The following is a 12,822-nucleotide window of genomic DNA, read 5'->3' on the forward strand; positions in this document are numbered from 1 at the left end:
GCCGACGTCGTCGCGAAATACCAAACGGAGGAAGACGTGGTGCAGAACACGTCCGCGTGGCTACGGTACAACCTCCAACAGAATTACCTCGGGTGCAGTAAAAAGCCGAAGTGGCACGTAAGGCGATGTGCCTAATCCTGCTGAAAGATTCACCGCCGTCGCGCTGTGTGCGAGGGTTAAACTGCCGTCAGCGGTAATCGGGGCCTGCTCCACAGGTGGCCACTGAAACAAGCCGTGAGCGTATGTGGCCGGCAGATCGCAGTTGGTCACGAGCGCACGTCCACCCGGCAACGACACTTGGCCCCCATGCGTATGCCCGGAAAAGATTAAATCTGCGCCCGCACTCGCCATTTCGTCAAGGACGCGCACATATGGAGCGTGAGTGACACCGATGCGCAACGCGCCAGGCGTGTGAGGGGAAAGGAGTGGCATCGTGTCGCGACCCATATGCGGATCGTCAACGCCGAACAGTTCCAGATCCCAGCCCGCTACCGACGTTGTCGCGACGGTGTTCGTCAAATCCAGCCACCCACGGGAGGTGAGCCCGGCGCGCAGGCGTTCGGAATCGAGAATCGCACGGCCTTCGACGCCGTCGGAACTCGAATCCCCGAAAAGATACGAGAACGGATTCTTCGGGCGCGAGCCGTAGTAATCATTCGAGCCGAACACGAAAGCGCCGGGAAGTTCCGTCAGAGGTTCGAGCGCAGCTAACACTGCGTCAATTCCGGCGTTCTCTCCCACGAAATCGCCGGTTGTGATCACGAAATCGGGCCGTTCGTCTGCCAACGAGCGTAGAAAGTGAGCACGGCCGGAATCGCGCGCAATTAAGTGCATATCGGACAGGTGCAAAATTCGTAGCGTGCCATGCTCATGTTGGGCGGGGGTGTGACCCGATGCGATGGCGTCCGGAGTGCTCTGACCTGATGCGATCGTTGCCGGAGTACTCTCGCCGGCGAGGATGATGTGCCGGCGCCTCGTTGCATATGAATGTGCCTCAAGATAAGCGTAGCTCGCCGCCGCAGCACCTGCGGCGGCGAGCCCTGCGATCATCTGCGCAACCCTCATCCGTTACCGTTCGTCCGGCGCGAGTACGTGCCCGGATCGTGTGTCTTGGGGGCTTCCTTCTTCGGTGCCTCCTTCTTCGGTGCCTCCTTCTTGGGGGCTTCCTTCTTGGGTGCGTCATTCTTGGCTGGAGCGCTTGTCGAAGGCGTCGGTGACGGCGTTGCCGATGGTTTCGGTGCAGGCTTCGCGGGAGCATTCGATAGGGCACTGTTTTCTGCCGTGTTTGGCGCAGATACCGTCGTTGGGGGAGTGCCGAACTGTTGGATCGGCTGATCCTTCAACGCTGCATCCGTGTAGATCTTAAATGCGCGTGCCGGGTAGAGACCGCCGTACACTTCACGGTTGAATACACCGTTGATGGTGGTGTTGAACATGGAGATGAAACCTTCCATGTGGCCTTGCCAGACGGCAGTGGCAAGCTGAGGCGTGTAGCCGATGAACCAGGCTGCCCAATCTTCGTTGGCGGTACCCGACTTTCCTGCGGCAGGTCGGTTGTTTGCGAGTACCGCTTCTGAACCGGTGTAGCCGGGAGCGACAACACCTTTGAGAACTGCTGTGGCCTTTTGTGCGACCGACTTTTCAAGAACCTGGCGGCATTCGGGCTCTTGCGTTCCGATCACCTTGCCGTCGGTATCCGTAATTTTCGTGAAGGAAATCGGGCGGCAGTACTTGCCCTCGGCTGCGAGTGTGGCCATCGCCGTGGCCTGCGACAGTGGGGTGACAGTATTTGAGCCCAGGAGCATTGAGGGGTTGAGATCCAGAGGGAGTGGTTCGCCAACCTTCACAAGATCGCCGCGATGCTTGCGTGTGAGATTCGACGAGGGCGAATTCTCGCGCCCGAGCTCGCCTCGCTTCAAGCCCATCGCCGAGACGGTCTTATCGAGTTCGCAGAGGTTTTCCTTGTTACCCATCGCCACGGCGCCCGCATTAACCGAACGGCGGATAATATCCTTGATGGACATGTTTCCGCGAGCGTATCCGAGACCATCAAGATTGCCGGGGCTGTAGTCGGCGGCATATGTCGGCGCACACGGAATGTTCCACGAGGCTTTGCGGAACGTTTGGCGTGCTGAGTAGACGCGGTCGTTTTCGGAGTGCCCGTCCTTGATCCACTGAACCAATGTGTAGGCCTTGAATGTTGAGCCACCAGGGTAACCGGCGCCGCCGCCGAGATCTTCGCCGACGTTGAGGTTCAGCTTCGTCTGATCGGGATCCTCGTTGGAGGGATTCCCGTAGCGGGTGTTTTGCACCATCGCCTGGATCTTTCCGGTGCCCGGCTCGACGGAGGAGAGTGCCATTTCGATCGATGACGGATCATCTACCGGGGTTTGCTTCACGATCGCGTCGTACGCCGCCTTCTGACGTGTCAGATCGAGGGTGGTGTAGATCTGCAAGCCACCGCGATAGAGCTTAGAGAGGCGCTCATCACGGTTCTCGCCGAGAATTGGCGAATCGAGGAGCTGCTTCGTGACGAGCTCGCAGAAATAGGCGTTGTCACCTGCTGCCGCGCAACCGTTCACCGACTTGGTGATGTTGAGCATGTCCTTGATCGGGGTGTCGATCCCCTCGCGCATCTGCGCTTCTGAGATCATCCCCAGCTCGTGCATCTTGGCGAGCACGGTATCGCGGCGCTTCTTGGCGAGCTCGGGATTGGTGACAGGGTTCCACTTGCCCGGCGACTGTGTGATGCCAGCGAGCATTGCTGCTTGTGGCAATGTGACATCCTTGGCATGCTTGCCGTAAAAGTATTGAGAGGCCGCTTCGACGCCCCACTGCGACGGACCGAACTGTGCAACGTTGAGGTACCCGGTGAGGATCTCGTCCTTGCTCATCTTGTTTTCCACGGCCACCGCGTAACGTGCCTCGTTGAGCTTGCGCGTAATGGAACGTTCCGTGGCTGCCGCAATCTGATCGGTATTGCCAGCAATGCGCCCCTCTTCGAGGAGCGTGTTCTTGACAAACTGTTGGGTAATAGTCGAGCCGCCAGCGATGGCATTTCCGGAAGCGTTATTGATGACGGCGCCAACAACGCCTTTCACGTCGAGGCCGTGGTGCTGATAGAAGCGCTGATCCTCGATCGCTACAGCGGCGTTCTTAATGAACGGCGAGATCTGGCTGGAATCGACGATGACGCGATTTTCAGAGTAGAACGAGGCGATCTTCTGCCCGTCGGCCGAGTACAGGGTTGACTGCTCGGAGGGGTGGGCGAAGTCGATTTTGGACGGCAGGGTTTCGAATGTCGCCGTCACGGCATTCGCTGCTGTTCCCGACGCCGCCGTAAACGGGATCGCCGTCGCGGCGAGGAGCGCTCCTCCCGCGGTACACAGCAGGAGGAATGCCACGATGGCGGCGAAGATTGATTGTCCACTCAGATTGCGGTTTTGAGCCATGGAACCAGGATACTGGTTTTTGCCCCACAAGCGGCAGGGTGTTGTTCATCTCGGAGAGTGAAGTTTCGAGTGGAGAGCTACGCGGGTGCACAGCGTACCACTGCAGGCTTTTTCGGGTGTGCTATTTGTGCACGTGCGCGTTAATATGGAGAGGTGACAGAAAAACGTGTCACGAGCTCGTAAGGCAATGACGCCAAAGGAGTACATATGTCACTAGCTTATGCAGAAACTTCATGGACTGCCGCAGCCGCCTGCGCAGATCTGGATCCCGATGCCCTTTTCGTTCGCGGCGCAGCTCAGCGTGATCTGCGAAAAGTGTGCGGTCGTTGCCCTGTTCGATTGACGTGTCTGGCGGATGCGCTGGAATCGGAGGCGAATTTTGGGGTGTGGGGCGGAATGACGGAGCGTGAGCGTCGGGTTCTCCTACGTCGGTATGCCGATGTTGAGGATTGGACGTCCACTCTTGCCGAGTCGGACGATTTCGTGATCTCCGAGATTCGCGAGGGGCGTGTTCCTCGGCTCACCGAGATTCGCTCCGCGTGAGTATCCGGGCTAGGCTGTGCCCATGACTATTTGGGAGTATGCAACGATTCCGTTGCTCATTCATAATACGAAGGCAATTCTCGATACGTGGGGATCTGAGGGCTGGGAGCTGGTGACGGTTCTCCCCGGCCCGAACGAGACTTCCCTAGTGGCGTACCTAAAGCGCCCGAAAGAGTAGTTTTCTCGACGGCGATGCGCGGCCTGCGTTGCCTGCCGTTAGTGTCGAACGCGCGGTGAGCCCCGACGTCGGGGTGGGTGTGCATCCGGGCGTGCGGTCGCCAACGTAACGAAGCGAAAATATTGGTGTGGGGAGAGGGCTCAATGCCCTCTCCCCACACCAATGAAAGAACTCAGTGAGCGCGGCGCTGGAGGCGGCCGATCTGCATCAGCAGCACGGCGCGACCCTCGAGGCGGATCCATCCACGCGAGGTGAAATCGGCGAGCGACTTGTTCACCGTTTCACGCGATGCGCCCACGAGGTGAGCAAGCTCTTCCTGCGTGAGATCGTGTGCCACGAAGATACCTTCGGGAGTGCGCTCGCCGAAGCGCTCAGCCAGATCGAGCAGAGCTTTAGCAACGCGCCCGGGAACATCCGAGAACACCAGATCCGCCATCTGCGAGTTCGTGGTGCGCAGGCGCTTCGCGAGCTCCTTGAGCATCGCCTTAGCCATGGCCGGATGGTCTTCGATGTAGGTCATCATGTCCTTGTGGGAAAGCGACAGCAGGTGTGTGGGCGCAATCGCGGTCACAGTGGACGAGCGGTTCCCCAGATCGAAGAGGGTGAGCTCACCGATAATCTCGCCCGGACCGAGAACGGCGATAAGGTTTTCGCGGCCGTCATCTGCGGTGTGGGAAAGCTTCACCTTGCCTTCGGTGACCACGTACAGGCGATCGCCGTCGTCTCCCTCGTGGAAGAGCGATTCGCCGCGCTTGAGGCTCGTTTCCGACATGAGTGCGGCGAGGGCCGCGCGATCTTCTTCGGTGAGCTCCTTAAAAAGCTCAACATTCGTCAGAACGCTGGAATCCATGAGCATTCCTTTCTGGTCAATTTTCCTCACCCCGCGCACGAACCGACTTTCCGGGTGTGTGAGAGGTCATACTGGTGTAATCATGTCACGGATCGCACAATTTTTCGACCTCGATTACTCCCGGCGAAAGCCGTGGCAGTTAGACTGGAATCATGCAAAAGAGTGTTTGGGGGCCGACATGGTGAAAAAGGAGAAGTTCCCGCCGCGGCCGCGCGCACTCGCGGCGAGGCGCGAAGCGGCGGCCACGATCACGGATCGGCTCGCCGAGATCTACCCGGATTCTCACTGCGCGCTCGATTTTACGAACGGTTTCGAGTTGCTTGTGGCCACCGTTTTGTCTGCTCAGACCACTGACGCGAGGGTCAACTCCGTCACGCCTGAGCTCTTTGCCGCCTACCCGGATCCGTTTGCAATGGCCGCCGCTCGTGGTGAGGATCTAGAAGGAATTTTGCATCCGCTTGGCTTTTTCCGTTCGAAGGCGCGTTCGGTGCACGGGCTTGCCGTGGGGCTGATTGAACAGTTCGACGCCGAAGTTCCGGGAACGCTCGAGGAGCTGGTGACCTTGCCCGGCGTCGGGAGAAAAACGGCAAACGTTGTGCTGGGGAACTGGTTCGGTAAGCCGGGAATCACCGTCGATACGCATGTCGGGAGGCTTTCACGCCGCTGGGGCTGGACGCGCGAAACCGCCCCGGTGAAGGCCGAGCTGGAGATCGCGAAAATCCTGCCACCCGAAATCTGGACGATCACGTGCCACCGCACGATCGATCATGGCCGCGCGATCTGCCACTCGCGCAAGCCTGAGTGTGAGCGGTGCCCGCTTGCAGACCTGTGTCCGTCGTTCCCACTCAACTAGCGCCCCGACGTCGGCCAAGATCCGACGTCGGCCAAGATCCGACGTCGCCGCCGGACGCGGACGATGCGCCGCCGGACGCGGGCGGCGCTTTCGCGGTGCGTAACTCTGTCAGTTCGCGCGGGCGTTGCGTATATCGCAACGCCCGGCCGGATTGATTGAGTTCTGCACGAGAGTTTGGCGGCGTTACCTGTGGGATATTGCGGCGTTATTGGTGGGCTGCCAGGAAGCCGAGCAGGGAGTCGTTGAAACGCTCGGCCTGTTCCTCGTGAACAAAATGCCCGGCGTGTGGAATCTGAACTTTGGTGTACTCGCCGTGGGCGAACTCGCGATCCGCGTTCCAGGCGCGCGGCGGAAGCAACGGATCCAGCTCGCCGCGAACAGCGAGAACCGGACAACGCACGGGCTTGCGCGAGGCTGCGAGATACTCGCGGCCACGGGCGCGCAACTGCCCCGCCCAACTCCAACGAAGCCGTTCGAGCGCGAGCCCGGCCGCGCCAGGCAAAGCCATGGCGTCTGCGTAGTGGCACGCTTCTGCGGAAGCACCGGTGTTCCCAGGCGCACTCCACTCGGTCAGGTAATCGGCCACGCGCTGCGGATTCGCCAGCAATCGCTTACCGACAGACGAAAAAACAGTGGCGAGCGAGTAGCGCCACGTCCGGAATGTCACGTGGAAACCGAGGCGGTGGAGGGTGCGCGGGTGAGGGGAAGAAACCACAACGAGCCCCTCGACCATCTCGGGCGCGATCGCCGCCGCAGTCCATGCGTGCGAACCACCACGTCCGTGTCCGACAAGAACCGCACGCTCATACCCGAGCGTTCGCACCAATGCCACCAGATCCTCCGCCAACGTCAGCGAATCAACCACGCCCGGAGTTTTATCGGAACCGCCAACGCCGCGCAGGTCGAGAGCAACCGCGTGGAAACCGGCGTCGGCGAGCGGCTCAAGCTGCCCGCGCCAGGCCCACCAGTACTCGGGGAACCCATGAACGAGCAACACGAGTGGAGAATCCTTGCGGAACTCCCCGACCTCCGCGATGTGGAATTGTGCCCCATTCGCCTGCACAAGCCGGTGCTGCCACGGGCCAGGAAACGAGACGCACGACGTATCTGCGGGCAAATTACTCTCCGGCAAAATCGAGGTTCGTGGGCGCCGCCGCGCGTGCGCGCGTGCGGTGCACCACCAGGCCGGTGGCCAACACGGCGAATCCAAGCAGAGCGATATGCCCGTTCACGGACGTATTCGAGAAGTGGTACACGACGTTCCCAGTGAAGGCGTTGTAGGTTCCGAACGGCTCAGCCATGCTCGCGGAAAGGTTAGCCATGAGGCCCGGCATGAAGACGCCGACGAGGCCGGCGATCCACACGATCGCACCCCATAAGATCGCGCCGAGCGCGCTGCGGCGGGCATTGAACCAGATCAGTGCGGCGGTCACGAATGCGCCGACGAGCTCCGATGCGCCCAGGATATTGATCGTGTGCTGATCGGTCAGCGCGCTTGCGGCGAGGCGCGCGCTCGAATCTTCGGTGAGGTACCACGCCACCGGCAGGAGTAGCAGTGCGACGAAGAACGAGCCGACGTGCGCCCAGGCGCGGCTCTTTTCGGGCTCAGGTTGGGGGAGCGGAGCCGACGCCGGGGTTGCGGGGAGCTCCTCGGGGGCACCCGCCCATGCGGCGCGGTTCTCGCTTGCAGTTGCTGCGAGGCCCGACTTTTCGAATTCGGAGGCGCTTGTGGGGGAGTCGTCGCGGCCGTCGAACTCCGACACCGGGGCGAATTCAACGTTGGTTGCGTCGATCACCGACGTGCGCGTGACGGCGCGATCGTCAAAGTTACCTGCCGGAGCTACGTGAGCGGCAGCGTCGGCGTCGGCGGGCGCGGCTTGAGGTTCGAGCTCGGCCGGCTCAGCTGGCGCTCCGAGCGCGACGTCGGTGGGCGGCGTCGCGGGGCGCGCCGGTTCGTCGGAGGCTGCGTTATCCCAGGCATGGCGCTCGAAATGAGAGCGGGCGGGCGCGGCTGGTTCGGGAGCGTCCGCCGGCGCTTGTGGCGCGAGGTCGGAGGCAGGGTCGTCGGAGAAGCGCAGGTCGCCGGCGGGGGTCTCTTCCTCGAGCGGCTCGAGGAACGGGGCGTCGGCAGGTTTGCCTGTGGTCGAGTTGTACGGGTCGGTTGGCGTGCTCACTAGTCCTCCTGAAAATCGTAACTATTTCCCACGGTAACGGGGTTTTAACGGTTTGTGGGAGTGACGCGCCTGGAAAACAGGCTCAGGGCACGTGAAAAACGTGACCGGCGGCTTGTGGAAAACTCACTTTTCCACAGGGGTGCGACGGTGGTAGGCGGCCCGGTGGCCGCGCGCGCCACAGTGGTGCCATGGAGACAACATTGAATTGCGAATCGGCCGTCTACCACGGCCCAGCTGACCACGTTTACGACGAACTTGCGCGCCTCGCCTCCCTCGTCGGAATCGACATCACGTGCGCCCCTGGCGCCGTCGGCGTCCTCAACTTCACCTGCGACGGCGCTGTGGACGGGCACGTTATCGCATCCTTTCACGAAATGTTCGCACCCTACTTCGCTGCAGGGCGCGTGGATCTCGATCTGCGAACCGACACGGCCGATATCCTCGAACTGATGGTGTCGGTGGGTGCCACGCTACGCGGGCAAGTGGTGGGAGTGTGTGCGAGCGCGGGCGGGATCGGCGCGACGAGCACGGCGGCGATGCTCGCGCGTGAACTCGGTGCAGGAACAGGCCTAATCGACGCCAATCCAGCCTCCGCCGGCATCGACCTCACACTCGCGATCCACCACGCCTGCGGAACCCGCTGGGCCGACGTCGCGCGCACCGGCGGTCTGCTCGCCGGCCGGCTCGTCGAATCGTTGCCCACGTGGCGCGGCGTTCGGGTGCTCTCCGCCGACGAACGCGGCGCGTTCCCCACCGGCGACGTCGGTGCGCGGGCGATCGCCGCCGTCGCGCAAATCTGCCCCGTCACGGTACTCGACCTCGGGACGAGCGCGCTCGGCGAGAACCGTTCCGTCCTCGACTGGTGCGATGTGGTCCTCATGCTCGCCCCGACGTCGGAAGTGGGCATTGCCGGTGCGAAAGTCGCGCTGGAGCGGCTCGGGCACAACACGGTGCCCGTCGTTGCCACCAACTCCGGTGGAGAGCTTGCGCACGTCGCGAGCCTGCTCGAACGTGAATGCTTTGCGTTGGCGCAGGCGCGCGGCTTCAGCGCCGACGTCGATCATGGGCTTGCGCCCGGAAGCCGCACCCGCTCCGCCGTCGCGAAAGACATTGCGCGGATCGCGGCCTACGTGAAGGAGCTGGCATGAAGCTCTCACCAGCACAAATGAAGACAATCCGGCGCAGGCTGGCCGCCGGCGCACCGATGAGTGGTGCGCTCGCGGACGTGCGGGCCGCCTCCACCGACGAGCTCGCTAGCCTCGAGGTGGCAGTGCGCCACCAAATCGAGGGTGCCGGCGAAACAATCGGGCCGCTACTGGAGGATCCGGCAGTCACCGACGTCGTCGTCAACGGTCCGGGAGAACTCTGGGTCGATCGCGGGGCAGGAATGGAAAAAATGCCCGCAACAGACCCGCAGCTCGCAAGTGAAGAGGGTGTGCGTGCGCTTGCCGTGCGTCTTGCGGCGGGGTGCGGGCAGCGCCTCGATGATGCCTCTCCCATCGTGGACGGAACGTTTCCCTCAGGCGTGCGTCTGCACGCGCTCGTGCCGCCGCTCGCCGCGGAGGGAACGTTGATTTCGCTGCGAACGCATCGCACACGCAAACTGACGTTGGAGGAACTGGTAGCGAACGGCTCGGTGCCGGCGGGGTTCGCTGTGCTGTCGCGAGCACTCGTCGCCGCGAAGGCGAACGCGATTATTTCGGGAGCAACCGGCAGTGGAAAAACCACGTTCCTCAACGCGATTTTGCAGCTCGTGCCGCCCAGCGAGCGCATCCTCGTGATCGAGGAGTCTGCGGAGCTTGCACCTAGCCACCCGCACGTGGTGCATCTGCAGGTGCGGCGGGCGAACGTGCAGGGCGTGGGCGAGGTGACGATGAGTGATCTGGTGCGCGCGGCGATGCGTATGCGGCCCGACCGGATCATCCTGGGTGAATGTCGCGGCGGTGAAGTGCGCGACGTGCTTGGCGCGCTCAACACCGGCCATGAAGGCGGATGGGCAACGATCCACGCGAATTCGGCGGTGGATGTGCCTTCGCGCCTCACGGCACTCGGAGCGCTCGCCGGCATGGACGAGGCCACCGTGGCGGCGCAGGCCGCTTCCGCTCTCGACGCTGTGATCCATGTCAAGCGTGCCGGGCGGCGCAGATTTTTGGCGCAGATCGCGGTGCTCGAACGCGTGCGTGGGGAACTTGTGGCGAAGGAGGCGTTCAGCGTGATTCGCGACGGCGGTGGGGAAACTGGGGGCTGTGGCGCTGGTGGTTTGAGCGTAGCTGGTGGTTCTGGTGCGACTGGGGGAGTCGGCGTCGGGAGAGAACGCGTGGTTGCTGGCCCGGGAGCGGAGAAACTGTGCGAGCGGCTCGGCATCGCCGTGGAGGAGGTGACGGGCCGATGATGTGGCTGGTTGCAGGGGTGGCCGTAATGGCCGTGATGTACGTGAGCGTGCGGCGATTTGGTGCGCCGGTTGGCGAGCGTCGCGGCGAGCACGGAACGCGGCGACGCCGGCGTCGAGGTGTTCGACGACGGCGCAAAGAGCTCGACATGGGCATGCTCATCACCGAGGTGGCCACGCGGTTGCGCTCCGGCGCAACGATTGAGCGAGCCTGGGCGATGGCGCTGGAGAGCGCGGGCATGGAGGGGGAAGGTGGTCATCTCGTGGGCCTAGGTGGGCGTTTGCGCCGTATCTGGCGCAAAGGGCAGGAAAACCCGCCCAAATGGACATCGCCTGGTTCCACCGGGGCGGTGCTCGACCGTGAAGGTGTGCCTGTTGTTCTGCGAGAACTGTGGAATGCCGGGCGATGGCAACGCAGGCAGCGCGGCATCACGTCAATCGCGGCCGCCACGCTGCCTGCCACTTTCGCCGTGTGCCGGATGGGGAGCGCTACCGGTGCGCCGATGGCGGAGATCTTGGAAGCCTGTGCGGCTGGGATTACGGAGACGGGCGAGGCGAAGTCGGCCCGCGACGTGGCTCTCGCCGGGCCGATCACGAGCGCACAGATGCTTGCCGTATTGCCGTTTTTTGGAATGTTTTTGGCATGGATGCTCGGCATTCGCCTGGGAGAGTTCGTGGCGACGCTGATGGGGAAGGTGACGTTCGGGGCGGGGTTGGTGTTCGAGGTGGCTGGGATCTGGTTGGTGTGGCGGATGGTCCGGGTGGCGAAGGAAAAGGAGGCGGTGGAATGATCGTGATTTTGTGTGCGGCGGTGGGGCTCGTGTGGCTCGTTCCGGCGGGGGTGCGAAGCGTGCGCAGGGCTCGGCCCGAAGGGAATGTTGATCCGGCGGTGGTTCTTGATTTGGCGGTGGCGGCGTTGGCTGCGGGGGTGTCGATCCCGTCGTGTTTGCGCGCGGTGGACCATGCTCTCGCGCGTACCAACGGTAGTGGTGGCGCCGACGTCGGGGTGTTGCCGTGGCGAGCGCGAAAATTGGCGGATCGCGAGGCTTCCCTGAGTGAGGTTGCCGGCCGGCTTGTGATGGGTGCCAGCTGGGACGACGCGTGGGAGGGAAGCTGGGAGGGATTTTGTCGGTTACGGGATGCGCTCGCTCCTGCGTGGCTCGACGGCGCTGCTCCTGTTCCGTTGTTACAACGTTCCGCGCAGACGCTGCGGGTCACTCGTGCTCGGCGTGCGAAGGAGGCTGCAGCGAAATTGGGTAGCCAGCTCGTTGTGCCGCTGGGGTTGTGTTTTTTGCCTGCGTTCGTGTTGCTTGGGGTGGTTCCGGTGGTGGTGTCGTTCGCAGAGAAACTGCTGTGAGGGTCAAGGTGATGTTGCCGACGTCGGTGTGCCAGTTGCGTGTGAAGCTGGTGCGTCGACGTTGGCGTTTTTGTGTGTTCGACGATGTGGGCGGGCGAAAGTTTTCCACAGTGTCGTTCTGTGACACCAGTATCCACAGAAAGAAAATTGCCCGCACTTAAAGTTTTCTAAGTGCGCGAAACTATATGTGTCGCAAGGGAAACCATCTAAAAGTGGTAAACGAGCGTCGATAGGAAAAATTCATCCTCCATTTCGTGGAGGCTAAGCTCCCAAAAAGGGGAGAGAAAAGGACACGGTCATCATGAAGAAGTTCTGGGCAAAGGTTGCAGGCATCGGCACGAAGGCTGAAGCAGGAATGGTCTCGGCAGAATACGCGGTGGGAACTGTCGCGACCACCTCGTTCGCGGGAATTCTTGTGTGGTTGTTCCAGCAAGACTGGTTCAAGGAGCTCATCGGTTCGGTCTTTAAGGGTGCGTTCTCGATGTTCATCTGATCGGCATGGTGGTGGGGAGGGGAGCGTTTGCTCCCCTCCCCACCACCATGAATCCTGGCACGAATTGAAAGGAGCAGAGCGATGAGGAGCTGGTTCGCTCGGATGGAAACACCGCGCATGAGTTCGGCAACTTCTGTGGGTACTCGTGGGCGGCGGGCGCCCGATGCTCGTACAGAATCGGGCATGGTCACGGCGGAGTTCGCGATAGTGCTCCCAGTGGTGGCACTAGTGGTGGTTTTCCTCATCTCGTGCATCGTGGGAGCACAAGGTATCTCTGCAACTGATACAGCTGCGCGCGAGGTGAGCCGAGCCATCTCATTAGGTGCCAACGAATCGGAGGCAATGGCGATTGCGAGAGCGACAGCCGGTGAGGATGCTCAAGTCCTGATCGGACAATCCGGGCGCGCGTTAAACGTGAGCGTGAGCGCGCCTGCTCATGGTGCGCTGGCGTATTTCGGAATCACTTTCACGGGTAAACACCATGTGGTTCTCGAACCCGGCATACGCGGGCCGGAGCGCTGATCGATATGCCA

At 62.1% G+C, this 12,822-nt stretch carries 14 protein-coding genes; 9 read left to right on the forward strand and 5 right to left on the reverse strand.

All coding sequences use genetic code 11. From position 1 onward, the window contains the following. Positions 1–60 precede the first annotated feature (60 nt). Together P8A24_RS00805 and P8A24_RS00810 are read right to left on the reverse strand one after the other, a co-directional pair. Positions 61–1,065 carry a metallophosphoesterase gene (locus tag P8A24_RS00805; protein WP_278058755.1) on the reverse strand — a complete coding sequence of 335 codons (1,005 nt, stop codon included), beginning with the start codon at positions 1,063–1,065 and terminating at the stop codon, positions 61–63. Next, entirely contained in the window at positions 1,062–3,452 is a 2,391-nt protein-coding gene (locus tag P8A24_RS00810) for a transglycosylase domain-containing protein (RefSeq protein ID WP_278058757.1), read from the reverse strand. The genes P8A24_RS00805 and P8A24_RS00810 overlap by 4 nt, the downstream gene beginning before the upstream one ends. Positions 3,453–3,659: 207 nt before the next feature. Between P8A24_RS00810 and P8A24_RS00815 the strand changes: the two genes are divergently transcribed. Both P8A24_RS00815 and sp36 read left to right on the forward strand, forming a co-directional pair. Beyond that, positions 3,660–3,995, forward strand: coding sequence for a WhiB family transcriptional regulator (locus P8A24_RS00815; protein WP_278058759.1), 336 nt, complete (start codon positions 3,660–3,662; stop codon positions 3,993–3,995). Between the two features lie 22 nt (positions 3,996–4,017). Beyond that, positions 4,018–4,173 carry a Sp36 family protein gene (gene sp36, locus P8A24_RS00820; RefSeq protein WP_278012933.1) on the forward strand — a complete coding sequence of 52 codons (156 nt, stop codon included), beginning with the start codon at positions 4,018–4,020 and terminating at the stop codon, positions 4,171–4,173. Between the two features lie 172 nt (positions 4,174–4,345). Here the strand turns inward: sp36 and P8A24_RS00825 are convergent, their stop codons facing one another. Next, positions 4,346–5,023, reverse strand: coding sequence for a Crp/Fnr family transcriptional regulator (locus P8A24_RS00825; RefSeq protein WP_278058762.1), 678 nt, complete (start codon positions 5,021–5,023; stop codon positions 4,346–4,348). Between the two features lie 178 nt (positions 5,024–5,201). Between P8A24_RS00825 and nth the strand changes: the two genes are divergently transcribed. Beyond that, positions 5,202–5,876, forward strand: a complete 675-nt coding sequence (gene nth, locus P8A24_RS00830; RefSeq protein ID WP_278058764.1) for an endonuclease III — start codon at positions 5,202–5,204, stop codon at positions 5,874–5,876. 205 nt (positions 5,877–6,081) lie between these two features. On the opposite strand, the gene P8A24_RS00835 is transcribed toward nth, so the two are convergent. After that, the gene (locus P8A24_RS00835; RefSeq protein ID WP_278058766.1) at positions 6,082–6,993 is read right to left on the reverse strand and encodes an alpha/beta fold hydrolase; all 912 of its coding nucleotides are present in this window, start codon (positions 6,991–6,993) and stop codon (positions 6,082–6,084) included. A 1-nt stretch (position 6,994) separates the two neighbouring features. Then, on the reverse strand, positions 6,995–8,050 hold the full coding sequence (locus P8A24_RS00840) for a hypothetical protein (protein WP_278058768.1): 1,056 nt from the start codon (positions 8,048–8,050) through the stop codon (positions 6,995–6,997). A 188-nt stretch (positions 8,051–8,238) separates the two neighbouring features. Here P8A24_RS00840 and P8A24_RS00845 point away from each other — a divergent pair, with 188 nt between their 5' ends. The 6 genes from P8A24_RS00845 (at position 8,239) to P8A24_RS00870 (ending at position 12,811) form a co-directional block, all read left to right on the forward strand. Next, positions 8,239–9,198 (forward strand): CpaE-like family protein, encoded by a 960-nt coding sequence (locus tag P8A24_RS00845; protein WP_278058770.1) that lies wholly within the window; start codon positions 8,239–8,241, stop codon positions 9,196–9,198. After that, the gene (locus tag P8A24_RS00850) at positions 9,195–10,442 is read left to right on the forward strand and encodes a TadA family conjugal transfer-associated ATPase (RefSeq protein ID WP_278058772.1); all 1,248 of its coding nucleotides are present in this window, start codon (positions 9,195–9,197) and stop codon (positions 10,440–10,442) included. The genes P8A24_RS00845 and P8A24_RS00850 overlap by 4 nt, the downstream gene beginning before the upstream one ends. After that, on the forward strand, positions 10,439–11,230 hold the full coding sequence (locus P8A24_RS00855; RefSeq protein ID WP_278058773.1) for a type II secretion system F family protein: 792 nt from the start codon (positions 10,439–10,441) through the stop codon (positions 11,228–11,230). Before P8A24_RS00850 ends, P8A24_RS00855 begins: the two co-directional genes overlap by 4 nt. Beyond that, positions 11,227–11,796: a hypothetical protein gene (locus P8A24_RS00860; RefSeq protein ID WP_278058775.1), complete on the forward strand. Its 570-nt coding sequence runs from the start codon at positions 11,227–11,229 to the stop codon at positions 11,794–11,796. The genes P8A24_RS00855 and P8A24_RS00860 overlap by 4 nt, the downstream gene beginning before the upstream one ends. Before the next feature lie 301 nt (positions 11,797–12,097). Then, on the forward strand, positions 12,098–12,289 hold the full coding sequence (locus tag P8A24_RS00865; RefSeq protein ID WP_278058778.1) for a DUF4244 domain-containing protein: 192 nt from the start codon (positions 12,098–12,100) through the stop codon (positions 12,287–12,289). Positions 12,290–12,370: 81 nt separating this feature from the next. After that, positions 12,371–12,811 (forward strand): TadE family type IV pilus minor pilin, encoded by a 441-nt coding sequence (locus P8A24_RS00870; protein WP_278058780.1) that lies wholly within the window; start codon positions 12,371–12,373, stop codon positions 12,809–12,811. Positions 12,812–12,822 lie beyond the last annotated feature (11 nt).

Source organism: Arcanobacterium wilhelmae, from assembly GCF_029632765.1.
In the GTDB taxonomy this organism is placed as follows: domain Bacteria; phylum Actinomycetota; class Actinomycetes; order Actinomycetales; family Actinomycetaceae; genus Arcanobacterium; species Arcanobacterium wilhelmae.

Bases quoted from the DNA above. Each gene is read 5' to 3' on its own strand.
- P8A24_RS00805 (WP_278058755.1), bottom strand. From the start codon at position 1,065: ATGAGGGTTGCGCAGATGATCGCAGGGCTCGCCGCCGCAGGTGCTGCG.
- P8A24_RS00810 (WP_278058757.1), bottom strand. From the start codon at position 3,452: ATGGCTCAAAACCGCAATCTGAGTGGACAATCAATCTTCGCCGCCATC.
- P8A24_RS00815 (WP_278058759.1), top strand. From the start codon at position 3,660: ATGTCACTAGCTTATGCAGAAACTTCATGGACTGCCGCAGCCGCCTGC.
- sp36 (WP_278012933.1), top strand. From the start codon at position 4,018: ATGACTATTTGGGAGTATGCAACGATTCCGTTGCTCATTCATAATACG.
- P8A24_RS00825 (WP_278058762.1), bottom strand. From the start codon at position 5,023: ATGGATTCCAGCGTTCTGACGAATGTTGAGCTTTTTAAGGAGCTCACC.
- nth (WP_278058764.1), top strand. From the start codon at position 5,202: ATGGTGAAAAAGGAGAAGTTCCCGCCGCGGCCGCGCGCACTCGCGGCG.
- P8A24_RS00845 (WP_278058770.1), top strand. From the start codon at position 8,239: ATGGAGACAACATTGAATTGCGAATCGGCCGTCTACCACGGCCCAGCT.
- P8A24_RS00850 (WP_278058772.1), top strand. From the start codon at position 9,195: ATGAAGCTCTCACCAGCACAAATGAAGACAATCCGGCGCAGGCTGGCC.
- P8A24_RS00855 (WP_278058773.1), top strand. From the start codon at position 10,439: ATGATGTGGCTGGTTGCAGGGGTGGCCGTAATGGCCGTGATGTACGTG.
- P8A24_RS00860 (WP_278058775.1), top strand. From the start codon at position 11,227: ATGATCGTGATTTTGTGTGCGGCGGTGGGGCTCGTGTGGCTCGTTCCG.
- P8A24_RS00865 (WP_278058778.1), top strand. From the start codon at position 12,098: ATGAAGAAGTTCTGGGCAAAGGTTGCAGGCATCGGCACGAAGGCTGAA.
- P8A24_RS00870 (WP_278058780.1), top strand. From the start codon at position 12,371: ATGAGGAGCTGGTTCGCTCGGATGGAAACACCGCGCATGAGTTCGGCA.